Genomic DNA, 21,871 nt, shown 5'->3' with positions numbered 1-21,871 from the left:
ATAGTGGGAGAACTCCTCTCCACCCGGCCGGTTCAGGTTGGTAGACGATCTTCGCCGTCGGCGCCCCTTGACCGCTCGCTCCTGCGGGAACGGCGACCGCTGCGGCCGCGGCGACCGTCATGCCCCTCCGTCCAACCCGTTTCCTTATCGTTTCCTTCTCCCCCCTTCTGCCCGGTACTGGCTGCGCCAAATGCCATTACGGTTCCGACGTGCCACTCCCCGAGCCGGGCTGGACGAACTGGCGGCTGTCCATGGTCACGGTCACTGGACGACCCTGCCGGCAGTTCTGCATGCAGGCGACATTCTCCGTGTCCGGCCGCTCCTCGAGCACGAACCCGTCACGATTCGGCATCTCGACGCGCGGCAGGCTTTCACGGTCCATCACCGCATCCTCGGCGATCAGCTCGTTCAGGTACAGAACATAGGCCGTAAGCGCGTAGTACTCGTCGTTCGTGAGGCTCTGCGGTGCCGTATAGGGCATCGCGCGTCGGATGTAGTCGAACACCATCGGCGCGTGCTGCCAGAACGATCCGACGGTGCGACGCGGGGTATCGGTCGTGAGGCTGCCGCGTCCGCCCATCAGTGCGGGCCAGCGGTCGATCCCTTCGCCGAAGTCGCCGTGGCAGGAGGCGCAGTGCTGGAGGTAGAGCTCCTCGCCTTCCTGCACCGTGCCGCGGCCGGAAGGCAGGTTGGCCCCATCAGGGCGGATCGCGATGTCCCAGCCGGCGATCTCCGCGCTGGTGGCGGGGCGGCCGATGCCCGGAATCGGTTCCGGAAGCGAGACGTTGCCCGGCGCAGGCCAGGGCACGTCGCCGCGCGTGCGCTCGCCCGGCGGCGCCTCGAACGGGCGATAGAGGGCGCTCACGTCACGCGGCGCCGGCGCCTGCTGGGCGACCGCAAAGCCAGCAAGCGCGAGCAGCGGCAGACCCGCCAGCGCACCCTTACGCATCGATCTGGACATTCACCACCGTCCCGTCGCGTTCGACCAGCCAGGTGTGGATGCTGTTCTTGTGATAGATGCTCTCGACGCCGCGCACCTTCCGAAGCGCGGCAATGGTGGGCTGCACGCGCCCCGTCTCGTCGATCGCGCGCGATTGCAAATACGCCACCTGCCCCTCGCGCCATTCCCAAGGGATTCGGAAGCGCGTGAGCGCCTTCGTTAGCACCGGCTCCTGCAGCTCGGCGGTCCGCCAGGTGTCGCCGCCGTCGACGGAGACGTCCACACGCACGATCCGGCCAGCGCCAGACCAGGCGAGCCCGCTGATCTCGACGAAGCCGGGCTTGCCGCGCAGGGGCTTCTCCGGGCAAGGGTAGGTGATGACGCTGTTGACCTCGTTCACGAAGGTGAACTGCCGCGAGAGGCCGTTCGGCATCAGGTCGGTGTAGGTGCGGGTCTCCCAGCGCGTGAACCAGGGCCGGTCACCCACCTCAATGCGGCGAAGCCACTTCACCCACATGTTCCCTTCGTAGCCGGGCAGGACGAGCCGAACCGGGTAGCCCTGCTGCGGCCGCACCGCCTCGCCGTTCTGTCCGTAGGCGACGATCGCGTCGTCGAGCGCCTTGGCGAGCGGAACCGAGCGGGCGAGATGCGACGCATCCGACCCTTCGCAGAGAAGCCATGAGGCGCCAGGGCGAAGGCCCGTTTGTGCGAGCAGAACGCGCAGCAGCACGCCGGTCCATTCCGAGCAGGAGAGCATGCCGTGGGTGTACTGAACGCCCGACATCTGCGCTCCGCGCCACTCCATGCCGCCGTTGGCCGGGCATTCGATGAAATGGATCCGCGACACGGAGGGCAGGCGTCGCAGATCCTCAAGCGTGAAGATCAGCGGGCGCTCGACCATGCCGTGGATCATCAAACGGTAGTCCGCGGGGTCGATGTCCGGCACGCCGCCATGATGCCGCTCAAAATGCAGCCCCGAAGGCGTGATGATGCCGTGCATCTCGGCAAGTGGTGTGAAGGACACCGACGAGATTCGATCGGGCGTGAGCCAGGGAACGTAGCGGCGCACCGCCGTTTCGTGTCGGGAACGGCTGCCATAGGGTTCCTCGATCACGCCGGGGCCGAGTGTGCGGCTCCATTCCGGCAGGTTCGGCGGCTGGTTCTCGGCATTTCCCGATGCATGCGCGGCGGCGCCCGGAAGCCCTGCGGCCGCGCCTGCCCCGGCCACGGCACGCAAAAGCCCTCGCCGAGATGTCGACCCGATGGTGGGTGTGTTCGTCATGGTCACCCCTCGGTCAGCCGAACATTTCGCCGGTGATGGCGTCATACCAGCCGTCGGCGTAGAGCGCCTCGAGCCGACGGTGCTCGGCGCGGCGCTCGCCCTCAAGCGCGCTGTTGCGCGGGCTGATCCCGCCCGAGCCCTCGACCTCGGTCAGCTGCGTGCCGCCGCGGTACACGCCGACGATGGAGATGCCGTAGTCCTCGCCGACATGGCTGTAGCAGGTGTTGAAATACACCGCCGGCGGCGGTGCCTGACCGGCGAGCGACGCAGCGATGCAGGCGATGGCGTGCTTCGCTTGGGTGTTCGCGGCGAAGCCTGATTTCGGCATCGGCGCGGCGATCGAGGCATCCCCGAGCACCCAAATGTCCGGCACTTGCGCGCTCTCGAAGGTCGCGGGCTTGATTGGGCACCAGCCGGACTGGGCCGCAAGCCCGGCATCGCGGGCGATCCGCGCAGCCATCTGCGGCGGGATGACGTTCACCACGTCGCCCTTCACGCGGTCGCCGAACTCGGTGACGCATTCCATCGTCGCCGGATTGACCGCCATGACGCGCCCGTCATTGGAAGCGCCGCGCCACTCGATCATGCCGGGGTAGAGCTCCGCCCAGGCGTCCTGGAACAAAGGCTGCTTGGAGAAGCCGTTCTTGGCGTCGAGCGCGATGATCTTGGCGCGCGGGTTGTGCCGCTTGAGATACTCGGCGACCATACTGATCCGCTCATAGGGCCCGGGCGGGCACCGGAACGGGTTGTCGGGGATCGCCATCACGAAGGTGCCGCCCTGGGGCATGGCACGGAGCTGCTCCGCCAGAGCGGTCACCGGCTGTAGCCCGGGCACCCAGCAATGCGGCATGCGCGCCGAGGCCGCCTCGTCGTAGCCCTCGATCGCGCCCCAGCGCAGGTCGATTCCGGGGGAGACCACCAGCCGGTCATAGGGAACGTCCACGCCATCGGCGAGGCGAACCTGCTTGCGCTGCGGATCGATCGCCACGGCGCGCTGGTGAACGAGGCGGACGCCGCGCGCGGCGAGGCGCTCGTAGCCGAAGGTGATGCTGCCGATGTCCCGCCGCCCGGCGAGCACCAGGTTGCCGTAGGGGCAGGTGGTGAAGCTTCGGCTTTGTTCGATCAGCGTCACGTCGAGGTGCGGGAAGCGGTCGCGCGCGAAACGTGCGGCCGAAGCCCCGCCGAAGCCGCCGCCGATGATGACGACGCGGCCGGGAGCCTGGGCGCGCACGACGGACGGCGCGACGGCCAGCCCGGCGGCGAGCGGAGCGGCGGCGATGAGGCGGCGACGCGAGATGGGCATCTCCCTTCCTCCTCTCACTGGGGCTTTGCGAAATGCGCCGCGAGCGCTGCGATCTCGGCGTCGGTGTAGCCGCGGGAGATCCGGCCCATCACGGTGTTCGGCCGCTCGTTCGCCCGGAACGCGCGCATCAACGCCACAAACTGCTGCCGGTCATGCATCTGACGGATGCTCGGGATCCCGTGTCCCCCCTCGCCGCTCACGCCGTGGCAGCCCTGGCACGCGCCGGCAAGCAGCGCGCCATCGGCCGTCTCTGCGATCGCTGGACTCCCGGCCAGCAACAAAACCATCGCGATGGTGCAAGAACGCATCTTTCCTCCCCTTTAGCCCGCGATTTCCGCAGTGCCTCCCTTCGACGAACCGAAGAGTAGTAGGCTGCGGAAGACTGCGTAAAGGGGTCTCTCAGGCGGGCGAAACGCGGTGAGTCGACCGCAGCGTCAGCGATGGAGCCGAACCTCGCCCGCACGGCGCAAGGTTCTCGCTCTTGCCGCCGCGATCCTCGCTCTGCCTGGAAAGGCGAGCGCCGCCGACGCGCGGCTCGTGCTGCTCGAGCGGCATGACTGCCCCTGGTGCCGCCGCTGGCTGCGCGAGGTCGGGGAGGCATCGTGGAACCGCTCCGATCTCGGCCGGCGGGCGCCGCTCCGACGCGTCGACATCGCGCAGGGGCTTCCGGACGATCTCGCCTTCCTCAAGAACTGGCGCTTCACGCCGACCTTCGTGCTGGTGGACGGGGGGCGCGAGATCGGCCGCATCATCGGGTATCAGGGCGACTGGTCATTCTGGCAGCAGGCGGAGGCGCTACTCGCTAGGCTGCCGGAGGAACGCACGAAGGGAGGGCCATGAACACTGCACGGATCGCGATCGCCGCGCTCGTCGCCACCACGCTCGCGCCCGGGGCGCCGCGTGCTGAGGATTTCATCCCGCTGCGGATCATGTCTCCCGCGCTCGCGCTCGATCTCGCGCGTTCGGCGCTCGAGGCCTGTCGCGCGCGTGGCTTCCAGGTGGCAGTGGCGGTGGTGGATCGCTTCGGCGTGCCGCAGGTGCTGCTTCGCGATTCGCTCGCCGGCCCGCACACGCCGGAGAGCGCGATCGGCAAGGTGCGTGCCGCCGTGTCCTTCCGCACCGCGACCGAAGAGCTCGCCGCGCTGACGCAGCCGGGGCAGCCGAGCAGCGGCATACGCCACCTCTTGGGGTTCGTGTTCCTGGGCGGCGGGGTGCCTGTGGAGGCTGGCGGGCTGATCGTTGGCGGGGTCGGCGTCTCGGGCGCGCCGGGGGGCACCGAGGACGACGCCTGCGCCCGCGCAGGCATCGCCGCCGTCGAGGACCGGCTCTCGATGTGAGGGCCTCAGGGACGCAGATGGACCCAGCCCATCAGCGTCCGCTCGACGATCTCCGGCAGGCCGTTCTGAACCACCGCGACACCGGGGAGGAGCGCCTCCGGTCCGAGCCCGAGCGAGTCAAGCGTGGCACCGCAGGCGACGAAGGCAATGTCGTAGGCCTGCAACGATTCCACGCGCTCCGCCACTTGGCTCTCGGCAGCGATGAGATGCCGCACGCCGGGGCCGTAGGCGACCAGCATGATCTCGACGAAATCCTGGCCGTAGAAGGCCTGGATGTTGATGATGTTGCTGAACACCGCGTTCGCCCGGGCAGGGTCGCCCTCGGCCAGGGAGATGATGATCCGCCTCGGGCGGTCCAGCATCGGCGTCGGTTCGGCGAGCGGCGTCTCGCGCCGCTGCGCCACGGCTTTGGTGGGAAGCAGGAGCGCCATAAGCAGGGCATCGCGTCTCGTCATCGTCCGCTTGCCTCTGGGGAGAGGATGAGGTGTGACATCAATCGGTCCACCGGCGCAAAGTCGTCGGTCAGAACCGGCACGCGCGCGGCTTCGGCGCGCGCCATCACAAAGCCGGAGGGCAGCCTCGCCCAGACGCGCTCCGGCCCGCGTGTGGCAGTGATCCGCGCAACCTCCGTCGGCCGATCCGAGGCAAGAACGAGATAGGTGATGCGCCGCCCGGGTGGCTGTTCCGCCGCCTCAACCCACACCTCCACATGCGGGAAGTCGAGCGCGAGGGTGCGCACGAGCGCGAGCAGGAAGCGTGGGTCGCGCCGGTCCTCCATCACGTTCACGAGATAGGCCCCGCTGGGCGCGAGGCGTGCGCGCACCGCCTGGTGCCATTCCCGCGTCGCGAGATGGACGGGCATCGCCAGGTCCTGGAAGGCATCGGCGAAGATGAGGTCGAACGAGGGTTCCGACGGCAGAGCCTGCAGGGCCGGGCGCGCATCACGCGCCAGCACCGTGAGCGCCCGGCTCTCGACAAGCCAGAACGCCTCGCGGGCCAACTCGACAACGGTCGGGTCGATCTCGGCGACCACAAGCTGCGCCTCGGGAAACTCGGCCGCCCAGGCGCGCGGCAGGGTGAAGGCTCCGCCGCCGGCGAAGAAGGCACGCGGCGCCGCGCCAAGGCCGCGCCGGCGCATCAGCTCATCGGCGAGATGCAGATAAGGCTGCACGAGCAGGAGCGGGTCGTCGCGCACATTCACCCCATGGGCAAGGTGATCGAGCACGAGCAGCCGCGCCGGCTGCCCAACGAGCGTCGACACATCGACCACGCGCAGGCAGGCATAGGCGCTCTCGGCATCGCAGGCGCGTGCATGGACGGGCAGGAGCGACGCAGCCGCCGAGGCGACGAGGGCGAGCGCGGCTGCCGCCGCGGCAGGCCGCACGCCCGAGGCCGGGGCGAGATTGGCGGCGGCAAGCAGCCCGTAGAGCCCCGCACAGGCGAGCATCGCGCTCGAAGAGCCGATCCAGGCAAGCAGCAGGAACCCGGCGGCGAGCGTGCCGCCGATGGCACCGAGCGCCGAGAGCGCGAAGAGGCGGCCGAGAACGCGCCCCATCTGCCCCGGCGCAGCCTCCTCCACCGCGAGCTTGGTCACGATCGGCGAGACCGCGCCGACGAAGAGCGAGGGCGCGAGAAACCCGGCAACCGCGAAGCCCATCATGGCGAGAAGCGGGCTCACCCCTGGTGCGTCCAGGACAGGTGCGACGAGGCGCAACACCGGTACGGCGAGCAGGGCGGTCACTGCACACCCGCCGAGCAGGGCGGCGAGGCGGAGATGGCCGCGGCGGCGGTCGCAGTCAGGCCCCGCGAGCCGCCCGCCCCACCAATGGCCGATCGAGAAGCCTCCGAGCACGACGGCGATCACTGCCGTCCAGGAGTAGACGGACATGCCCACATAGGGGGCGAGCAGCCGCCCAGCGATGATCTCGACCGTGAGGCCAAGGGCGCTCGAGAGGAAAATCGTGGCGGAATCGAGCAAAGGCCTCAGGCGCATTGACGCGACCTTGCGGAAGACGCAGATGATGCGTGAGTGAACCAGAGGCCACGCACATGCCGACCCTGCCGCGTCGTTCGCTCCTCGCCGCGCTCGCTCTCTCGCCCGCTGCCGCAACCGCGGCACCCGTGCCGACCGAGACCGGCTTCACGCAGGACTGGTTCCACGAAGGCTTCCTCGACCTGCGCGAGGACCTGGCGGAAGCGACCGCCGCCGGGCAGCGTTTCGCCGTCGTGTTCGACAAGCGGGGCTGCCCCTACTGCCGCGAGATGCACACCGACCACCTCGCCCAGCCGGAGATCGAGGGGTTCATCCGCCCCCGTTTCCGAATGGTCCAGCTCGACCTGCACGGGTCGCGTGAGGTGACGGATTTCGACGGGCAGAAGATGGAGGAACGCGCGCTCGCACGGCGCTGGCGCGTCACCTACACCCCGACGATCGTGTTCTTCCCGGAACAGGCGCCGCCCCGCCCCGGCCGCGAGATCGAGGTCGCGCGCATGCACGGGCTGATGCCGAAGCCCGAGTTCCTCGACCTGTTCCGCTTCGTGCACGAGCGCGGCTACGCCGACGGAACAGAGTTCCGCGCCTGGCGGCAACGCCGGATTCGCGGCTAGGCGCCTCATCCGAAGCGGCCGAGCTCCGGCCAGCGCTCGAGCATCCAGATGCCGATCGCCTGGAAACTGCCGGTCATCACGAGCACACCGGTGGCGACGAGCAGGGCTCCGGAGGCGATCTCGACGGCCCGGAAATGTCTCCGGAACCGTTGCACGAACCGCAGGAACGGTGTGACGAAGGCGGCGGCGAGCAGGAAGGGCACGCCGATTCCCATCGCGTACACGAACAGAAGCGAACCGCCCTCGAGCGCGCTGCCGCGCGAGGCGGCGATCGTCAGAATGCCGGCGAGCACCGGCCCGACACAGGGCGTCCAGCCGAAGGCGAAGGCGAGGCCGACGAGGTAAGCGCCGAAGGGCGAGACGGGTCGCTCGCGGGTGTGGAACCGCTTCTCGTAGTGCAGGAAGGAGAGGCGCAGCACGCCCGCGACATGCAGCCCGAAGGCGATCAGCACCGCGCCCGCGATGATCGCCGCCGTCTCGAGATGATCCTGCAGGAGCTGCGACACCGCCGAGGCCGTGGCGCCGAGAGCGGTGAACACGGTCGCGAAGCCGAGGACGAAGAAGGCCGACGCCGCCAGCACCCGGCCGCGGTGCGATACCTCGGCGACCGCCCCTGCCGGCGTGGCGCGAAGTGTCACGCCACCGAGAAAGCCGAGATAGGGAATGATGAGCGGCAGGACGCAGGGCGAGAGGAAGGACAACGTGCCGCCGATTAACGCCGCCGCGTAGCCAACCTCCATCTCCCGCTCACAGGCCGGCGAGCCGAATGTCGTTCCGCGGTTCCACCCGGATCGGCCCGCGGGCAAGGTGGCGGAACACGATCTCCCAGATCGGCGGCCCCTCCGTGCCCTCGTTGATCGAGGCCCAGCCGGCCACGACGTAGTCGCGCCCAGGCTCGATCGGCTGGCCGGTGCGTCTCAGCCGCAGGTCGGAGACGCGCCGGCCGGAGGGTGCGGAGACGTCGAGCGCGAAGGTGAGCCCGCCTGTCCGAACCATGTCGCCGCCCTGCTGGTAGTAGGGGTCCGGGTTGAACAGGTTGTCGGCGACGTCCTCGAGGATCGTCTTGATCATCTCGCCGCGCATCGTGATGCGGTAGGCGTTTGGGTAGGTGATGGCGGTCTGCGCCCAGACGTCCTCGGCGGTGATCTCCGAGCCGGGAAGGATCGAGGTTCCCCAGCGGAAACCGGGCGAGAGCGCGATCTCGGCATCCCGTTCGGCGAGCAGGGCATCGCAGATCACGTCGTCCCAGGTACCGGCGGTGTTGCCGCGTCGGAACAGGAGGCTCTCGGTGCGGCCGACAACGCGCGCAAGATCGGCCGCGAAAGGAGCGCGCAGGCGCCCAACCAGGGCCGCCACCTCCGGGTCGGGCGAGATCGCGTTGCTGAAGACGGGAATAAGGGCGTAGCGGAAGCCCGCGACCCGGCCGCCGCTGATCTCGAGATCGAGGCGGGAGACGAACTTCCCGCAGGCGCCGGTGGCGACGAGAAGCGTGTCGCCGACCTTGAGCGGCCGTGGCATCGCGTCGTGCGTGTGCGCCGTCAGGATCACGTCGATCCCTGGCACCCGGCCGGCGAGCTTGCGGTCGACATCAAAGCCGTTGTGGGAGAGCAGCACGACGAGCTCGGCCCCCGCCGCGCGCGCCGCCTCGACGCGCTCGGCGACCTTCTCCTCCTTGATGCCGAAGGACCACTCAGGGAACATCCAGCGCGGATTGGCGATCGGCGTGTAGGGGAAGGCTTGGCCGATCACGGCGATCTTCACCCCCCCGCGCTCGAAGGTCGCGGTGTGGGGGAAGACGTCTTCGTTCCACTCCGTGTCCTGGATGTTGCTGCCAAGGAACGGAACGCCGAGGGTGTCGACCAGCTCCTTCACCCGCTCGGCGCCATGGGTGAACTCCCAATGCCCGACCATGGCGTCGACGCCGAGCGCTTTTTGCACCTCCACCATGTCGGCGCCGCGAGTCTGCAGGCTGGTCCAGGAGCCCTGCCAGGTGTCGCCGCCGTCGAGCAGAAGCGTGCGCCCGGGACGTTCTGCGCGGATCGCCTTCACAACCGTCGCGATCCGGTCCACCCCGCCCATCGGGCCGAAGCGACGGGCAAGCGCCGCGAAGTCCGTGTGCACGAGCGCATGCGCGAGCGCCGACCCGGCCGGCACGTCGAACGCGCGGAGGAAGGCGTCCCCCGTGAGATGCGGCAGCACGCCACGGGCGTCACCGACGCCGAGATTCGTCTCCGGCTCGCGGAAAAACATCGGCGCGAGCTGCGCATGCAGATCGGCGACGTGCAGGAGCGTCACCTGCCCGAGCGGCTCGAAGCGCAACAGATCGGCCTGGGTCGGCGCCTGTTGCGCGCGAGCGGGAAGAGCAGCGAGCGCCGCTGTCGCGGCCAGCAGGTCGCGTCGGGTGATCATGCTGCCCTCCTGTGCCGCGTCAGCGGCGAACCGAGGGGCTTTCCACCGGCAGGCCTTGGGCGCGCCATGCCAGGTAGAATTCGAGGTTGTGAACTCCTCGCCTCCCATCGGCGGGGCCTCGCCGCGCACGTCATTGACGCAGCCCTTCAGCCGAAACTGCGGGCTGATCACACGCTGCTCCTTGAGGCGGTAGGTCGGGAAGCCGTTGGACATGCCCTGGCTGAGGAGATCGGCGCGAAGGTAGCGGCCGTAGTTGTCCTCGTGGCAGGAGCCGCAGCGCATGTCGAGCTGGCCGCGCCGCGTGTTGTAGAACGCCTCGCCCTTGTCGAAGAACGGTCGGGCCGGGCCGGAGATGTCCACGTTCACTGGCATGCCGCGCGACTGCAGCGCGATGAAGGTGGTGATCGCGTTTAAGGGCCGGCTGTCAATCGGCAGGGCCGGAGCGCCCATCCGCTCGGTGCGGCAGATGTTCACCTGCTGCTCGAGGGTCACGACTCGCCCAAGGCGCGGGTGATAGGCGGGCATGCGGGCGCGCACGCCGCGCATCGTCTCGCGGGCGTCATTGTGGCAGGAGGCGCAGGACTTGCCCGCTGTACCTTCGACGCTGTTCCAGGCCTGCTCTCCCTCCTCGACCCAGAGGAAGGCCGGGTTGAGGAAGTCGTCGTCCTGGATCGCAAGCGTCTCGGGGGTGGCGAATTCCCGGCCTGACACGGGATTGGGGATCGCGCGTTGCGGTGGCGGCGGTTCCGCCTGGGCGAGAGCCACTGCGGCAGTGACCGCCACGACCCCGAGACCGACCAGCGCCACCGAACGCATCACGCAGCCCTCCTCACGCGAGCTTCAGCTCCTGCGTCACGCTGCGCGACTCGCCCGCGTCGTTGGTCCAGGTGAACTCGAACCGCCCCGGCCGTTCTGCTTTGAACTGGAACGCGATGTAGGGATTGGCGGAGATCGCCGGGGCAAGGTCCATCGCGAACACGGTCTGGCCCTCGAACTTCGCCTCGAAGCGGCGGATGATGTCGCGCGGGATCACCGCGCCGGATTGGTCGCGGCGCTGACCTGTCTCCATCACGTGCGAGACCAGCGTCCGGATCTCGATGACCTCGCCGGCCCTGATCTGGGCCGGAAGACGAACCCGCGGCTGCCCGATCGGTGCGGCCATGATGTATCCTCCTTCTCGCTCGAGTCTCGCTTCAGCCGCCGCAGCCGCCGATGGTGACCTTCACCTCGGCGCGCGTCATGTAGAGCGACCCGTCGCTCATCTCGGCAAGAACGATCACGTCCTGCGTCTGGCTGAGCCGAATTCGCGTGTCCACCTGCGCGCGGCCGCAGGCCGGGGTGAGGTGGAAGGTCGCGACATCAGGGGTCGGGTTCTTGTCCGCGAAGACGTGGATCCGCGTCACATGGTCGGCCGCCGTCATCGGGCTCTCGACCGAGATCGTGATCGGCACGGTGTTGCCGTTCTCGGCGATCGGCGGCGCGCGCAGGACGATCCGCCCCTCCTGAGGCGTGCGGTTGTTCCGCACCCGATCAACAGCCGCCTGGGCTGCGGCGGAGAGGGTGGCGGAGGCAGGAACCGGAGCGAGCACGATCGCCGCCCCTGCCGCCGCGAGCCCGAGCACGCCGCGCCGTGTTGGGTGTCCAGTGTGAAGCATCGAAGTCTCCGTCAGTTGTTCATCCCGTCAGTCACTTCAGGGTGAGCAGGAAGGCGAGGACATCCTCCACCTCCTGCGCGGTGAGCATGGTCTTGCCGACCCAGTCACGCCGCACCGCGTTGAGCCCTTCGAGACCGGAATAGGACGGCATGTTGCTGTCGGGGTTGATCTGCTTGCTGTCCACAATCCTGAGCCGAAGTTCGCCCGGGCTCCACCGCGACGCCACACCCTCGAGCGGCGGCCCCAGGTCACCCTGGAAATCGGCTTTGACGGGCATTTTGTGGCAGGTGACACAGTTGCCCTTGGAGCGGTTCAGAACGAGGGCGAGGCCACGCTCCGGGTCTCCTGGCGTCTCCGTCAGCGGTTCGGGGATCGCGCCGTCCACCACCCGATAGGGCACGAGCTGCGCAGGCTGTGCCGCATCCGCCCTCGCCACGATGACCGCCGCGGCCAGAGCAACACACGCCAAGGGAAGGCGAATCATAATGTGTGACCCTCCTCCCGGCACGTCAGTGGCGGCCTGCGTGCTATGTTTCGAATGGAAGCGAAGCATAGCTCGGGACGGCAGTGCAAGCGCTCCCATCAGGGCCGGGGGCAGCGCCCGGGTCGCGGCGGAGGTGGTGCGGCAGCGCCCGGCCTGAGGCGGCAGGCGCATCGGCCGTCGTCGTGCGCGAGCCCGCCATGGGCTCCCCTCTCGAGGCCACGCATCCCGCACCGACGCAAGCACGTCTCCGTCCATCGGCCGGAGGCAGCGCTCTCCCGGTTCCAGGCCGCTTCGCGTCCCGACCGCGTGCGGGGCCGCCCGTCCCGGCTTAAGCCCGCTGCGTCGCGCCTGCGTGGGTTCCACGCTGCCCGCGCCATTCTCACGCCGAATCGCACCGGCCGGGCGCTCGGCCGTCGCGGCAGGGGCGCAAACCGCCCCTGCGGCAGACGGTTCAAGGCATGGCACAATGCTTGCGTGCGCTGGCGTGGTCGAAGGGTGGCAATCCCGCTGCGCGGCCGCCGCGCCATGCGCCCGGGCAGCACTGGCGGCCCGATTAGGGCCGGAAGGGAGAGGATGAAGATGATCACACGACGCACCGCACTTCTGTCAGGGATCGGGGCCGCCGCAGCAGCAGCCGGAACCTCGCCCGCCGCGTTCGCCCAACCTCGCCCGCGCGAAGTGCGCGTCGGGGTGGCGACGGATGTGCTCACGCTCGACCCCGCCAACCACCGCAACCGCGAAACGCAGAACGTGATCCGCAACATCCACGACGGGCTTCTGACGCGCGACGCGGAGATGCGGATCCGCAACGAGATCGCCGAGTCGTGGCGGCAGGTGGATGCGCGCACCTACGAGTTCCGGATCCGACAGGGGATCCGCTTCCACTCGGGCGATCCGCTCACGGCCGAGGACGTCAAGTTCACCTTCGACCGGCTGTCGAAGCCGAACGCGATGGGCGGGCAGACGAGCCCGCGCCAGGGGCTGCTCGGCCCGCTCGAGGACACGGTTGTGGTGGACGAACACACCGTGCGGATGATCCTGCGCGCGCCCTGGCCGATCCTGCCCGCCATGCTGCCCTTCCAGGAGGTGGTGAACCGGCGCCATGTCGAGCGGGTGGGCCAGGAGGGGATGCAGAGCCGCCCCGACGGCTGCGGCCCGTTCCGGCTTGCGGAATGGCGGCGGGGCGAGGCGGTGATCCTCGAACGCTTCGCTGACTACTATGGCGGCAGCCCCGAGATCCCGCCCGCCGGCCCGGCGCAGGTCGACCGGGCGATCTTCCGCGTGATCCCGGAGAACGCGGCGCGCGTCGCCGCCCTGCTCGCGGGGGAGGTGGACATCATCGCCGAACTCCCGGCCTCGGCCATGCGACAGGTCGACGCCTCCCGCAACGCCCAGGTGATGAAGGTGAACGGCACGCGCACCTTCTTCGTGGCGATGAACAACGCCAAGCCGCCCTTCACCGACGTTCGGGTGCGCCGGGCGCTCAACCACGCCCTCGACAAGGACGCGATCATCAGCCGCATCCTCAGCAACACCGCGACACCGCTTCGCGGCGTGATGAGCCCCGACGCCTTCGCCTTCAACCCCGATCTGCCCGAATACAAGCATGACCTCGCGCGCGCCCGCGCCCTGCTCGCGGAAGCCGGTGTGGCGGAGGGTACGGAGATGGTGATCGACACGGTGGCGGCGCTGCGCGAGATCGCCGAAGCGATCGCCGCTCTCCTTTCCCGCACCGGGCTCAGGGTGCGCGCCCAGGTCTGGGAAGGCGCGGTGTTGACGCCGATGTGGCAGAACCCGGAGCGACGACGCGAGCGCGACATGTTCCTCACCTCCTGGGGCAACGGCGCGCTCGACCCCTCCGACATCATGGTGCCGACGCTGCGCACCGGCGGGCGCGGCAATTCGGCGGGCTTCTCCAATCCGGAGGTTGACCGGCTGCTCGATGCGGCCGAAACCGAGACCGACAGCGCCGAGCGCGCGCGGATGTACCGCGAGGCGCAGCGGATCGTGAGCGAGCAGGCGCCGTGGATCTTCCTGTGGCTGCCGCAGGACATCTACGGCGTCTCCCGCCGGATCGCCAACTGGCGGCCCCAGGCCGACTCCCGCATCAACCTGCACCGGGTGCGAATCGTCGGCTGAACAGCGTGCGATGACGGCGTCGCGCGTCGTCGAGCGTCTGCTGCAGACGCTTCCCGTTCTGTTCGGCATCAGCGTGATCGTGTTCCTGATGATCACGCTGACGCCGGGCGACCCGGTCGAGATCATGCTCGCCGATTCGCGCGCGACACCGGAACAGGCAGACCAGCTCCGACGCGACCTCGGCCTCGATCGGCCTTTGCCGGAGCGGTTCCTCGTCTTTCTCGGCAATGCGCTCGTCGGCGATTTCGGCATCTCGTTCTTCCACCGCCGGCCGGTCATCGAGGTGATCCTCGAACGCCTGCCGGCGACGATCGAACTGACGCTTGCGGCGATGCTGCTTGCGATCGCAATCGCGATCCCGCTCGGGGTCGCGGCGGCGGTGAAGCGGGACACCTGGCTCGACCGCGCCTTGTCGGCGGCCTCGCTGTTCGGCGTGTCGCTGCCCGGCTTCTGGTTCGGCATCCTCCTGATCCTGCTCTTCTCCGTCACTCTGGGGCTGTTCCCCGTGGGCGGGCGGACGCCGTTCGACCTCGAGGTCCCGCGCGTCAGCGGCTTCCTGCTCGTCGACACGCTGCTCGCCGGCAGGCCCGATGCCTTCGCCGCGGCGCTGCGGCATCTCGTCCTGCCAGCGGTCACGCTCGGCCTGCCGACGGCGGCCCTGCTCGCCCGCGTGGTGCGCAGCTCGATGGCAGAGGTCCTGACGAGCGACTACATCATGTTCGCCGAGGCGAAGGGCATCTCCCGCCGCCGCGTGCTGTGGCGGCACGCGCTCAAGAACGCGCTCATCCCGGTGGTGACGGTGGCGGCGATCGAGACCGGATCGCTCTTGGGCGGCAACATGATCGTCGAGACGGTGTTCGGCTGGCCGGGGCTCGGGCGGCTCGTCGTCGAGAGCATCTTCGCGCGCAACTACCCGCTCGTTCAGGCGGCGGTGCTGCTCTACGCCGTCACCTATGTGCTTCTGAACTTCCTCGCCGATCTCGCCTATACGGCGCTCAACCCGAAGGTTCGGCTGTGACGGTGGCGGTGGCGGAGGAGCGGCCCCTCTCGCCGCTCGCGCTCGGGCTCGAGCGCTTCGCGCGCAACGGCACGGCGCTCGCTGCGGCGGTCGTGATCGTGCTGTTCGTTCTTGTGGCTCTGCTTGCGCCTCTGATCGCTCCGCACGATCCCGCTGACGCCGACCTGTTCCGCCGGCTGCAGCCACCCGTCTGGCAGGAGGGGGGGGAGTGGGCCTTTCCGCTCGGCTGCGACAGTCTCGGCCGGGACATCCTGTCTCGGCTCCTCTACGGCGCCCGCGTCTCGCTCACGGTGGCGGCCCTGGTGATCGGCATCGCCGCAGTGCTGGGAACACTGCTCGGCCTCGCCGCCGGCTATCTGCGCGGCTGGGCCGATGTCGTGATCTCGCGGCTCGTCGATACGCTGCTCGGCTTTCCCTACCTGATCTTCGCGATCGGGCTGATGGCGATGATGGGCCCCGGCTTCCACAACATCGTCCTCGTGCTCGTCTACAAGGAATGGGTGTTCGCCTGCCGCGTTGTGCGCGGCGAGACGCTCGCCGCGCGTGAGCAGGACTATGTGGAGGCGGCGCGGGCGCTCGGCTGCGGCTCCGCCCACATCATGCTGCGCGAGATCCTTCCGAACGTGCTCTCGCCCGTGCTCGTCGTCGCGACCTTCCGGATGGCCTACGTGATCATCCTCGAGGCGTCGCTCTCGTTCCTTGGCCTTGGCGTCCAGCCGCCCACGCCGTCCTGGGGCAACATGGTCGCGGATGGGCGCGATTTCCTGGTCGATGCGTGGTGGGTCTCGACGCTGCCCGGGCTTGCGATCCTTACCCTCGTTCTTGCCATCAACCTCGCAAGCCAGGGCCTGCGCGACGCCTTCGACCCGAGGCTGCACCAGGCATGAGCGTGCTGCTCGAGGTGCGGGGCTTGCGCACCGTGTTTCCGACACGACGCGGTCCGGTCGCGGCCGCCGACGGGGTCGATCTCTCGATCGACGCAGGCGAGGCGCTCGGCGTCGTCGGCGAGAGCGGGTCGGGCAAGAGCGTGACCTTCCTCTCCATCCTCGGCCTGATCCGGCCGCCCGGGAGAGTCGTCGAGGGCGAGATCCGGTTCGACGGGCGCGACCTCCGTCGCCTCTCTCATGCCGAGCTGCGGGCCCTGCGCGGGCGGGAGATGGCGCTTGCGATGCAGGACGCGCTCTCTGCCCTCAACCCCGCCTTTACCATCGGCCAGCAGCTCTGCGAGACCCTGGTCGCGCACGGGCTTGCGCGGAGCGAGCGCGCCGCTCGAACGCAAGCCGTGGCGCTGCTCGAGAAGGTCGGCATTCCGGCGGCGGCAGAGCGGCTCGACGACTATCCGCACCAGTTCTCCGGCGGGATGCGGCAGCGGGCGATGATCGCGATCGCTCTCGCCGGCAGGCCGCGCCTGCTCGTGGCGGACGAGCCGACCACGGCGCTCGACGTGACGCTGCGCGCGCAGGTGCTCGACCTGCTCGACGATCTGCGTCGCGAGGGCGGGCTTGCGATGGCGCTGATCACCCATGATCTCGCGCTTGTGGCGGAGCGTTGCGCGCGCGTGATGGTGATGTACGCGGGCCAGGTGGTTGAGACCGGGCCGACGCGCGAGGTGATCGCCGCACCGCGGCACCCTTATACGCGCGGCCTGCTCGAGAGCCTGCCGAGGCTTGAGGACCCTGACCGGCCGCTGCACCCGATCACTGGCCAGGTGCCGGACCTCGCGCGCGTCGACACGGGCTGCCGCTTCCGCAACCGCTGCGCGCTCGCGACCCCCGACTGCGCGCGACCGGTTCCGCTCGCCCCGGCCGCCCCAGGGCGGCTCGCGCGCTGTATCCGCGCCGCGGAGCTCGCATGAACGCGCCGCTCGTCGAGGCACGCGGCGTCGAACGCCGCTTCCACCTTCCCGCCCCGCTCCTCGAGCGGCTGCGCGGCCGCCCCGGCCGAACCCTGCGCGCGGTCGCCGGGGTTGATCTCTCGATCGCGCGCGGCGAAACGCTCGGGCTGATCGGCGAGTCGGGCTGCGGCAAATCCACCCTCGGGCGCGTGCTGATCCGGCTTCAGCCGCTCTCGGCCGGCTCGATCCGTTTCGCGGGCGAGGAGATCGGCAGCCTGCCTGAGCACGCGCTTCGGCCGCTGCGGCGGCGGATGCAGATCATCTTCCAGGACCCCTACGCTTCGCTGAACCCGCGGCGGACGGTGCGCGAGATCCTCTCCCTGCCGCTCGCGCTGCATGGCGGCGGGACAGGGGCGGCGGCGGAGGCGCGGATCCTCGCGATGCTCGACCGTGTCGGGCTCGCGCGCGCGCATCTTGACCGCTATCCGCACCAGTTCTCGGGCGGGCAGCGGCAGCGCATCGGCATCGCCCGCGCGCTCATCCTCAAGCCCGAGTTCGTGGTGTGCGACGAACCCGTCTCGGCGCTCGACGTCTCGGTTCAGGCGCAGGTGCTCGCGCTCTTGCGGGAGCTTCGGGACGAGCTCGGGCTGACGCTGCTCTTCATCAGCCACGATCTTGCTGTGGTGGCGCATCTCGCGCGGCGGATCGCGGTGATGTATCTCGGCGGCGTGGTCGAGGAGGGGCCGCGCGATGCGGTGATTTCCCGCCCCGCTCATCCCTACACCCGCGCCCTGCTCGCCGCCGTGCCGCGTATGACGGCCCCGAGCGAGGCGAGGCAGCGCGCCCTTGCCGGGGAACTGCCCTCGCCGCTCGCCCCGCCCCCCGGCTGCGCCTTCCACCCGCGCTGCCCGCTCGCCGGGCCGCGCTGCCTGATCGAGGCGCCCGCGCTCGCCGACCTCGGTGACGGCCACCGCGCCGCCTGCCACGTGCACGCTGGCGGTGTCGGGTGAGCGCGCTTCTCGTACCCCTCAGCGGCGACGCCTATGCCCGCGGCCGCGGCCAGGCGGAGGCCTGCCCCGACATGGCAGGGGCCGTGCGCGAGGCGATCCGCGGGCGGCTCGCGGAGGGGCTGGCGCCGGACGCGCGAGCACGGCGCTTCCTCGACGCGCAGCGCGAGGCGACGTCGCGGCTCGCCCCCGAGGCGCTGGCCGAGATCGAAGGCATCGCCGACGGGTTCGGCCTCGACCCGGAGGAGGTGTTCGCGTTCCTGCATCTCGGCTGCCTCGCCGATCTCGCCCGAACGCCCGCCGATCGGGATGGCTGCTCTGCCTTCTCCTCGCTCGGGGTGGTGGCGAAGAACCGCGACTTCCGGCCCGAGCACAGGGCGTTGCAGCGCCTGTTCCTGCATCGTGACCCGGCCTGGGGAGGGGGCGCCGTGCTCTGCCTCGGCTCGCTGGGCGCTCCTGGCGCCTTCTCCTCGGGGATCAACAGCGACGGTCTCGCCGTGGCCGACACGCAGATCGCGACCGCCGACCATGGACCGGGCATCCTCCGCTACTTCCTGATGTCCCGGCTGCTCGCGCGCTGCACCTCCGTCGAGCAGGCGCTCGCCGAGATCGCCGCCCTGCCGCATGCGGGTGGCGGGGCGCTGGTCCTAGGCGATGCCTCTGGCGCTGCGGCGGCGGTGGAGCTACGGCATCGGCGCGTCGACATCCGGCGCGGCGCCTGGGTGGCGCAGACCAACCACTTCACCGCGGCTCCCGATCCGCTCCCTCCCCCCTCCCATTCGACCGCACGGCTTGCCGTGCTTGAGGCCGCTCTGGCCGCCGACCCTGCGTGCGATCCGCGCGCCCTGCTCGCCACACAGCCGCTGTGCCGCCACGCCCCCGACCCCTCGCCGACCCTTGCCGGCGCGGTGTGGAACTGCCGCGACCGCTCCGCCTGGATCGCCGACGGCCCACCCTGCTCCACCCGCTGGGCACGTTGCGTCGCTGACGGCCGAGGATGGCGCGAAGTGCACGCCTCGGCGTAATCTCCACGCCGGGAGGTGCCTGGCGATGGCCTATGCCGAGCTGCTCGGTGAGCACGAGAGCATCCGTGCGCTGCGCGACCTGATCGCGCGGATCGCGACAAGCCCCGCGCGGACGGTTCTGCTCTACGGCGAGACCGGGACGGGCAAGGGGCTGGTGGCGCGGATGATCCACCGCCTCTCGCCACGCGCGCAGAAGCCGTTCGTGGACGTCAACTGCGCCGCGATCCCGGCGAGCCTGATGGAATCGGAGCTGTTCGGCCATGAGCGCGGTGCCTTCACCGGTGCCGCCCGAGCGAAGCAGGGGCTGATCGAGGCGGCCGACGGCGGCACGCTGTTCCTCGACGAGATCCGCGAGATGGACCTGCAGCTTCAGGCCAAACTGCTGACGCTGATGGACACACGCGCCTTCCGCCGGCTCGGCGCGGTGCGGCAAACGAGCGTGGATGTGCGCTTCGTCGCCTCGACAAACAAGGTGCTGCTGTCGGAGGTCAGGGCCGGGCGCTTCCGCGACGACCTCTACTGGCGGCTGCAGGTGGTGCCGGTGAACATCCCGCCCTTGCGCGAGCGCGGCGACGATGTGCTGCTCCTCGCCTCGGCCTTCCTCGAGCAACACGGCGCGCGCTGCGGCCGCGCTATCAAGGGGCTCGAGCCGGCGGTCGCCGACATCTTCCGCCGCTATTCCTGGCCAGGAAATGTGCGCGAGCTCGAGAACCTGATCGAGCGGATCGCCATCCTCGAGACCGACCCCTGGGTGCGCGTGCGCCACCTGCCCGACCGGATCCTGCGCGAGGTGGAGGGGCGCTCTCCGCCGGCTGTCTCCTCGGTCGAGAACGCTCGGCTGCCGCAGCAGGGCTTCCACAAGGCGACAGAGGCGTTCCAGCGCGCCCTGATCGAAGCGGCGCTGAAGGAGACCGGCTTCCGGCACGGCCGGGCGGCGGCGCGCCTCGGCCTCTCGCGCCACGCCCTTCGCCACCAGATGCAGAAGCTCGGCATGGTCCCCGCTGCCTGACGGGGTGGGCCGCGCCCGCCCGAGCGCTTGCTGGCACAAAGCATGCAACGGCGCCCGCGCCAGCACAGCGATCGGAAGGGTCAACCCCACTCATGGCCGAGATCACCATCCTCTGCCCGACCGGGCACCTGGGCTTCACGCCCCTCGAGAAGGCGAGCTTCCTCGCCGGCGTCGAGCTCAAGCCCGACGTGATCGTCGCCGACTCGGGCTCCTGCGACATCGGCCCCTATCCGCTCGGCGCCGACAGCCAGGCAAGCCCTGAGGCCTGGCAGCGGCACGATCTCGAGATCATGCTCCTGGCCGCGCGTCGCCTCGGCGTGCCGATGATCGTGGGCTCAGCCTCCGACACAGGCACGGACCGGGGCGTCGAGCAGTATGTCCGGCTGATCCGCGACATCGCGGCACAGCACGGGCTCGCGCCGTTCAGCCTCGCGGCGATCTATTCGGAGCTGTCGCGCGAGGAGGTTCTGTCGCGCATGGCCGCGGGGGCGAGGGTGAGAGGCCTCGATGGCCGGGCTGACGCGGATCGCGCGCTCATCGAGCGCACCGACCGGATCGTTGCGGTGATGGATGCGCAGCCGATCGCCGCCGCCCTGCGCGCCGGTGCGGAGGTGGTAATTGCCGGGCGCGCCTCGGATTGCGCGCTCTTCGCCGCCCCGATCCTGAACGCCGGCATCTCCGAAGCGACCGCCTATTACGCCGGCAAGCTGATGGAGTGCGCCTCCTTCTGCTGCGAGCCCTTCATGGGCAAGGAGAGCATCTTCGGCCGGGTCGCCGAGGACGACATCCGCATCACCGCGCTTCACCCCGGCCAGCGCTGCACCCCGGCTTCGCTCGCGAGCCACGCGATGTACGAGCGTCGTGATCCGTTCCGCGAGCATGTCCTCTCCGGCTACGTCGACATGTCACAGTGTCGTTACGAGCAGCTCGACGCGAAGACCACGCGCGCAAGCGGCGCGCGCTGGGTACCGGCAGCGCAGCCGATGGCGAAGCTCGAAGGCGCGGGCAAGGTCGGCGAGCGTCGGCTTGCCATCGTCGGCATGCGCGATCCCTACATGATCGCCAACATCGACAAGGCGATCGCCTGGGCGCGCGCGCGGCTCGCCGAACGCTTTGGCACGCCGGAGGAAGGCGGCTGGCAGGTGTTCTACCATCTCTACGGGCGTGACGGCGTGATGGGCCCGATGGACCCCTCCCCGCCCGCGAACCCGCACGAGCTCGGCATCGTCGTCGAGGCCCTTTGCAGCGACGCCAAGCGCGCCGAGGAGATCTGCGCACTCGCCGCCCGCAACCTGTTCTACGCCCGTCTGCCAGAGGTGAAGGGCACGGCAGGTGCCGCCGCCCTGATGGGCGACGAGGTTTTGGCCGGCAAGCCGGGCTACGAATGGACCCTCAATCACGTCATTCCGGTGGCGAGCGCCACGGAGCTGTTCCGGACGCGCTTGCTCACCATCGACGGCACCACCCGGAAGGCCGCCTGACTATGCGCAACATCGCCACCCTGCGCGACTTCGCCTCCACCGTCCGAAGCAAGAATGCGGGCGTGGACCATATCACCTTCGACATCATCTTCCGGGAGCGCGAAAGCTTCGAGCGCGTGCGCGACGCGAAGGTGATCACGCCCGAGGTGGTGTGCCGGCTGTTGCGCGTCACGCCGGACCGGCTCACCGACTTCGTCGTGTTCGAACCGGCGAACGCGATCAAGTTCACGATCCGCCGCGAGCGCCCCTCCGGATCGCCGGGCGAGCGGGACGTGTTCGGCAGCCAGCAATACGCTCCGCTGCTCGATCTCGAGGTGCCGTAGCCTGGACGCAGGGCAGCC

Annotated in this window: 23 protein-coding genes; 12 read left to right on the top strand and 11 right to left on the bottom strand. The window is 69.7% G+C overall.

All coding sequences use genetic code 11. The annotated features are described in order from the left end of the window. Window positions 1-196: 196 nt before the first annotated feature. Genes KO353_RS14425 through KO353_RS16915 form a run of 4 tightly spaced genes read right to left on the bottom strand, consistent with a single transcriptional unit; the run spans window position 197 to window position 3,812 of the window. On the bottom strand, window positions 197-949 hold the full coding sequence (locus KO353_RS14425; protein WP_218285477.1) for a c-type cytochrome: 753 nt from the start codon (window positions 947-949) through the stop codon (window positions 197-199). Continuing rightward, window positions 942-2,222 (bottom strand): sulfite dehydrogenase, encoded by a 1,281-nt coding sequence (gene soxC / locus KO353_RS14420; protein WP_218285476.1) that lies wholly within the window; start codon window positions 2,220-2,222, stop codon window positions 942-944. The genes KO353_RS14425 and soxC overlap by 8 nt, the downstream gene beginning before the upstream one ends. Window positions 2,223-2,235: 13 nt before the next feature. Continuing rightward, window positions 2,236-3,525, bottom strand: a complete 1,290-nt coding sequence (locus KO353_RS14415; protein WP_218285475.1) for an NAD(P)/FAD-dependent oxidoreductase — start codon at window positions 3,523-3,525, stop codon at window positions 2,236-2,238. Between the two features lie 14 nt (window positions 3,526-3,539). After that, entirely contained in the window at window positions 3,540-3,812 is a 273-nt protein-coding gene (locus KO353_RS16915; RefSeq protein WP_328774532.1) for a c-type cytochrome, read from the bottom strand. Window positions 3,813-3,942: 130 nt separating this feature from the next. Between KO353_RS16915 and KO353_RS14405 the strand changes: the two genes are divergently transcribed. Beyond that, window positions 3,943-4,365, top strand: a complete 423-nt coding sequence (locus KO353_RS14405) for a thioredoxin domain-containing protein (RefSeq protein WP_235691899.1) — start codon at window positions 3,943-3,945, stop codon at window positions 4,363-4,365. Continuing rightward, a complete protein-coding gene (locus KO353_RS14400) occupies window positions 4,362-4,862 on the top strand; it encodes a GlcG/HbpS family heme-binding protein (protein ID WP_218285473.1) in 501 nt (166 codons plus the stop codon). The genes KO353_RS14405 and KO353_RS14400 overlap by 4 nt, the downstream gene beginning before the upstream one ends. A 5-nt stretch (window positions 4,863-4,867) precedes the next feature. On the opposite strand, the gene KO353_RS14395 is transcribed toward KO353_RS14400, so the two are convergent. Further along, a complete protein-coding gene (locus KO353_RS14395) occupies window positions 4,868-5,317 on the bottom strand; it encodes a DsrE family protein (protein ID WP_218285472.1) in 450 nt (149 codons plus the stop codon). Next, window positions 5,314-6,855, bottom strand: a complete 1,542-nt coding sequence (locus KO353_RS14390; protein WP_218285471.1) for a fused MFS/spermidine synthase — start codon at window positions 6,853-6,855, stop codon at window positions 5,314-5,316. Before KO353_RS14390 ends, KO353_RS14395 begins: the two co-directional genes overlap by 4 nt. Before the next feature lie 32 nt (window positions 6,856-6,887). Here KO353_RS14390 and KO353_RS14385 point away from each other — a divergent pair, with 32 nt between their 5' ends. After that, window positions 6,888-7,469 carry a thioredoxin family protein gene (locus KO353_RS14385; protein ID WP_218285470.1) on the top strand — a complete coding sequence of 194 codons (582 nt, stop codon included), beginning with the start codon at window positions 6,888-6,890 and terminating at the stop codon, window positions 7,467-7,469. A gap of 5 nt (window positions 7,470-7,474) precedes the next feature. On the opposite strand, the gene KO353_RS14380 is transcribed toward KO353_RS14385, so the two are convergent. From KO353_RS14380 to soxX, 5 genes are read right to left on the bottom strand one after another with little or no spacing between them, the layout of a single operon-like run. Then, window positions 7,475-8,209, bottom strand: coding sequence for a cytochrome c biogenesis CcdA family protein (locus KO353_RS14380; RefSeq protein WP_218285469.1), 735 nt, complete (start codon window positions 8,207-8,209; stop codon window positions 7,475-7,477). 7 nt (window positions 8,210-8,216) lie between these two features. Then, entirely contained in the window at window positions 8,217-10,694 is a 2,478-nt protein-coding gene (soxB, locus tag KO353_RS14375) for a thiosulfohydrolase SoxB (protein ID WP_218285468.1), read from the bottom strand. Between the two features lie 13 nt (window positions 10,695-10,707). Beyond that, complete coding sequence (gene soxZ / locus KO353_RS14370) at window positions 10,708-11,040, bottom strand: thiosulfate oxidation carrier complex protein SoxZ (RefSeq protein ID WP_218285467.1); 333 nt, start codon at window positions 11,038-11,040, stop codon at window positions 10,708-10,710. A gap of 31 nt (window positions 11,041-11,071) precedes the next feature. Next, window positions 11,072-11,533 carry a thiosulfate oxidation carrier protein SoxY gene (soxY, locus tag KO353_RS14365; protein ID WP_218285466.1) on the bottom strand — a complete coding sequence of 154 codons (462 nt, stop codon included), beginning with the start codon at window positions 11,531-11,533 and terminating at the stop codon, window positions 11,072-11,074. A gap of 31 nt (window positions 11,534-11,564) precedes the next feature. Then, window positions 11,565-11,969, bottom strand: coding sequence for a sulfur oxidation c-type cytochrome SoxX (gene soxX / locus KO353_RS14360; RefSeq protein ID WP_218285465.1), 405 nt, complete (start codon window positions 11,967-11,969; stop codon window positions 11,565-11,567). 627 nt (window positions 11,970-12,596) lie between these two features. Here soxX and KO353_RS14355 point away from each other — a divergent pair. The 9 genes from KO353_RS14355 to KO353_RS14315 all read left to right on the top strand — a co-directional run bounded on the left by KO353_RS14355 (window position 12,597) and on the right by KO353_RS14315 (window position 21,853). Beyond that, window positions 12,597-14,156 carry an ABC transporter substrate-binding protein gene (locus KO353_RS14355; protein ID WP_218285464.1) on the top strand — a complete coding sequence of 520 codons (1,560 nt, stop codon included), beginning with the start codon at window positions 12,597-12,599 and terminating at the stop codon, window positions 14,154-14,156. A 10-nt stretch (window positions 14,157-14,166) separates the two neighbouring features. Beyond that, window positions 14,167-15,174 (top strand): ABC transporter permease, encoded by a 1,008-nt coding sequence (locus KO353_RS14350; RefSeq protein ID WP_218285463.1) that lies wholly within the window; start codon window positions 14,167-14,169, stop codon window positions 15,172-15,174. Further along, on the top strand, window positions 15,171-16,061 hold the full coding sequence (locus tag KO353_RS14345) for an ABC transporter permease (protein ID WP_218285462.1): 891 nt from the start codon (window positions 15,171-15,173) through the stop codon (window positions 16,059-16,061). Before KO353_RS14350 ends, KO353_RS14345 begins: the two co-directional genes overlap by 4 nt. Further along, window positions 16,058-17,029, top strand: coding sequence for an ABC transporter ATP-binding protein (locus KO353_RS14340; RefSeq protein ID WP_218285461.1), 972 nt, complete (start codon window positions 16,058-16,060; stop codon window positions 17,027-17,029). The genes KO353_RS14345 and KO353_RS14340 overlap by 4 nt, the downstream gene beginning before the upstream one ends. Next, window positions 17,026-18,018 carry an ABC transporter ATP-binding protein gene (locus KO353_RS14335; protein ID WP_218285460.1) on the top strand — a complete coding sequence of 331 codons (993 nt, stop codon included), beginning with the start codon at window positions 17,026-17,028 and terminating at the stop codon, window positions 18,016-18,018. Before KO353_RS14340 ends, KO353_RS14335 begins: the two co-directional genes overlap by 4 nt. Further along, window positions 18,015-19,040, top strand: a complete 1,026-nt coding sequence (locus KO353_RS14330) for a C45 family peptidase (RefSeq protein WP_218285459.1) — start codon at window positions 18,015-18,017, stop codon at window positions 19,038-19,040. The genes KO353_RS14335 and KO353_RS14330 overlap by 4 nt, the downstream gene beginning before the upstream one ends. 25 nt (window positions 19,041-19,065) lie before the next feature. Further along, window positions 19,066-20,049, top strand: a complete 984-nt coding sequence (locus KO353_RS14325; protein WP_218285458.1) for a sigma-54 interaction domain-containing protein — start codon at window positions 19,066-19,068, stop codon at window positions 20,047-20,049. 92 nt (window positions 20,050-20,141) lie between these two features. Further along, window positions 20,142-21,530: an acyclic terpene utilization AtuA family protein gene (locus KO353_RS14320; protein ID WP_218285457.1), complete on the top strand. Its 1,389-nt coding sequence runs from the start codon at window positions 20,142-20,144 to the stop codon at window positions 21,528-21,530. Window positions 21,531-21,532: 2 nt separating this feature from the next. Next, on the top strand, window positions 21,533-21,853 hold the full coding sequence (locus KO353_RS14315) for a DUF4387 domain-containing protein (RefSeq protein ID WP_218285456.1): 321 nt from the start codon (window positions 21,533-21,535) through the stop codon (window positions 21,851-21,853). The last annotated feature ends 18 nt before the right edge of the window (window positions 21,854-21,871 follow it).

Origin of the sequence: Elioraea tepida (assembly GCF_019203965.1) — a bacterium.
Classification (GTDB): domain Bacteria; phylum Pseudomonadota; class Alphaproteobacteria; order Acetobacterales; family Acetobacteraceae; genus Elioraea_A; species Elioraea_A tepida.
Note: the sequence above shows the minus strand (reverse complement) of the source record. Positions and strands in the feature narration are given on the sequence as shown.

Bases quoted from the DNA above. Each gene is read 5' to 3' on its own strand.
- KO353_RS14425 (WP_218285477.1), bottom strand. From the start codon at position 949: ATGCGTAAGGGTGCGCTGGCGGGTCTGCCGCTGCTCGCGCTTGCTGGC.
- soxC (WP_218285476.1), bottom strand. From the start codon at position 2,222: ATGACGAACACACCCACCATCGGGTCGACATCTCGGCGAGGGCTTTTG.
- KO353_RS14415 (WP_218285475.1), bottom strand. From the start codon at position 3,525: ATGCCCATCTCGCGTCGCCGCCTCATCGCCGCCGCTCCGCTCGCCGCC.
- KO353_RS16915 (WP_328774532.1), bottom strand. From the start codon at position 3,812: ATGGTTTTGTTGCTGGCCGGGAGTCCAGCGATCGCAGAGACGGCCGAT.
- KO353_RS14400 (WP_218285473.1), top strand. From the start codon at position 4,362: ATGAACACTGCACGGATCGCGATCGCCGCGCTCGTCGCCACCACGCTC.
- KO353_RS14395 (WP_218285472.1), bottom strand. From the start codon at position 5,317: ATGACGAGACGCGATGCCCTGCTTATGGCGCTCCTGCTTCCCACCAAA.
- KO353_RS14390 (WP_218285471.1), bottom strand. From the start codon at position 6,855: ATGCGCCTGAGGCCTTTGCTCGATTCCGCCACGATTTTCCTCTCGAGC.
- KO353_RS14380 (WP_218285469.1), bottom strand. From the start codon at position 8,209: ATGGAGGTTGGCTACGCGGCGGCGTTAATCGGCGGCACGTTGTCCTTC.
- soxB (WP_218285468.1), bottom strand. From the start codon at position 10,694: ATGCGTTCGGTGGCGCTGGTCGGTCTCGGGGTCGTGGCGGTCACTGCC.
- soxZ (WP_218285467.1), bottom strand. From the start codon at position 11,040: ATGGCCGCACCGATCGGGCAGCCGCGGGTTCGTCTTCCGGCCCAGATC.
- soxY (WP_218285466.1), bottom strand. From the start codon at position 11,533: ATGCTTCACACTGGACACCCAACACGGCGCGGCGTGCTCGGGCTCGCG.
- KO353_RS14355 (WP_218285464.1), top strand. From the start codon at position 12,597: ATGATCACACGACGCACCGCACTTCTGTCAGGGATCGGGGCCGCCGCA.
- KO353_RS14350 (WP_218285463.1), top strand. From the start codon at position 14,167: ATGACGGCGTCGCGCGTCGTCGAGCGTCTGCTGCAGACGCTTCCCGTT.
- KO353_RS14340 (WP_218285461.1), top strand. From the start codon at position 16,058: ATGAGCGTGCTGCTCGAGGTGCGGGGCTTGCGCACCGTGTTTCCGACA.
- KO353_RS14335 (WP_218285460.1), top strand. From the start codon at position 17,026: ATGAACGCGCCGCTCGTCGAGGCACGCGGCGTCGAACGCCGCTTCCAC.
- KO353_RS14325 (WP_218285458.1), top strand. From the start codon at position 19,066: ATGGCCTATGCCGAGCTGCTCGGTGAGCACGAGAGCATCCGTGCGCTG.
- KO353_RS14320 (WP_218285457.1), top strand. From the start codon at position 20,142: ATGGCCGAGATCACCATCCTCTGCCCGACCGGGCACCTGGGCTTCACG.
- KO353_RS14315 (WP_218285456.1), top strand. From the start codon at position 21,533: ATGCGCAACATCGCCACCCTGCGCGACTTCGCCTCCACCGTCCGAAGC.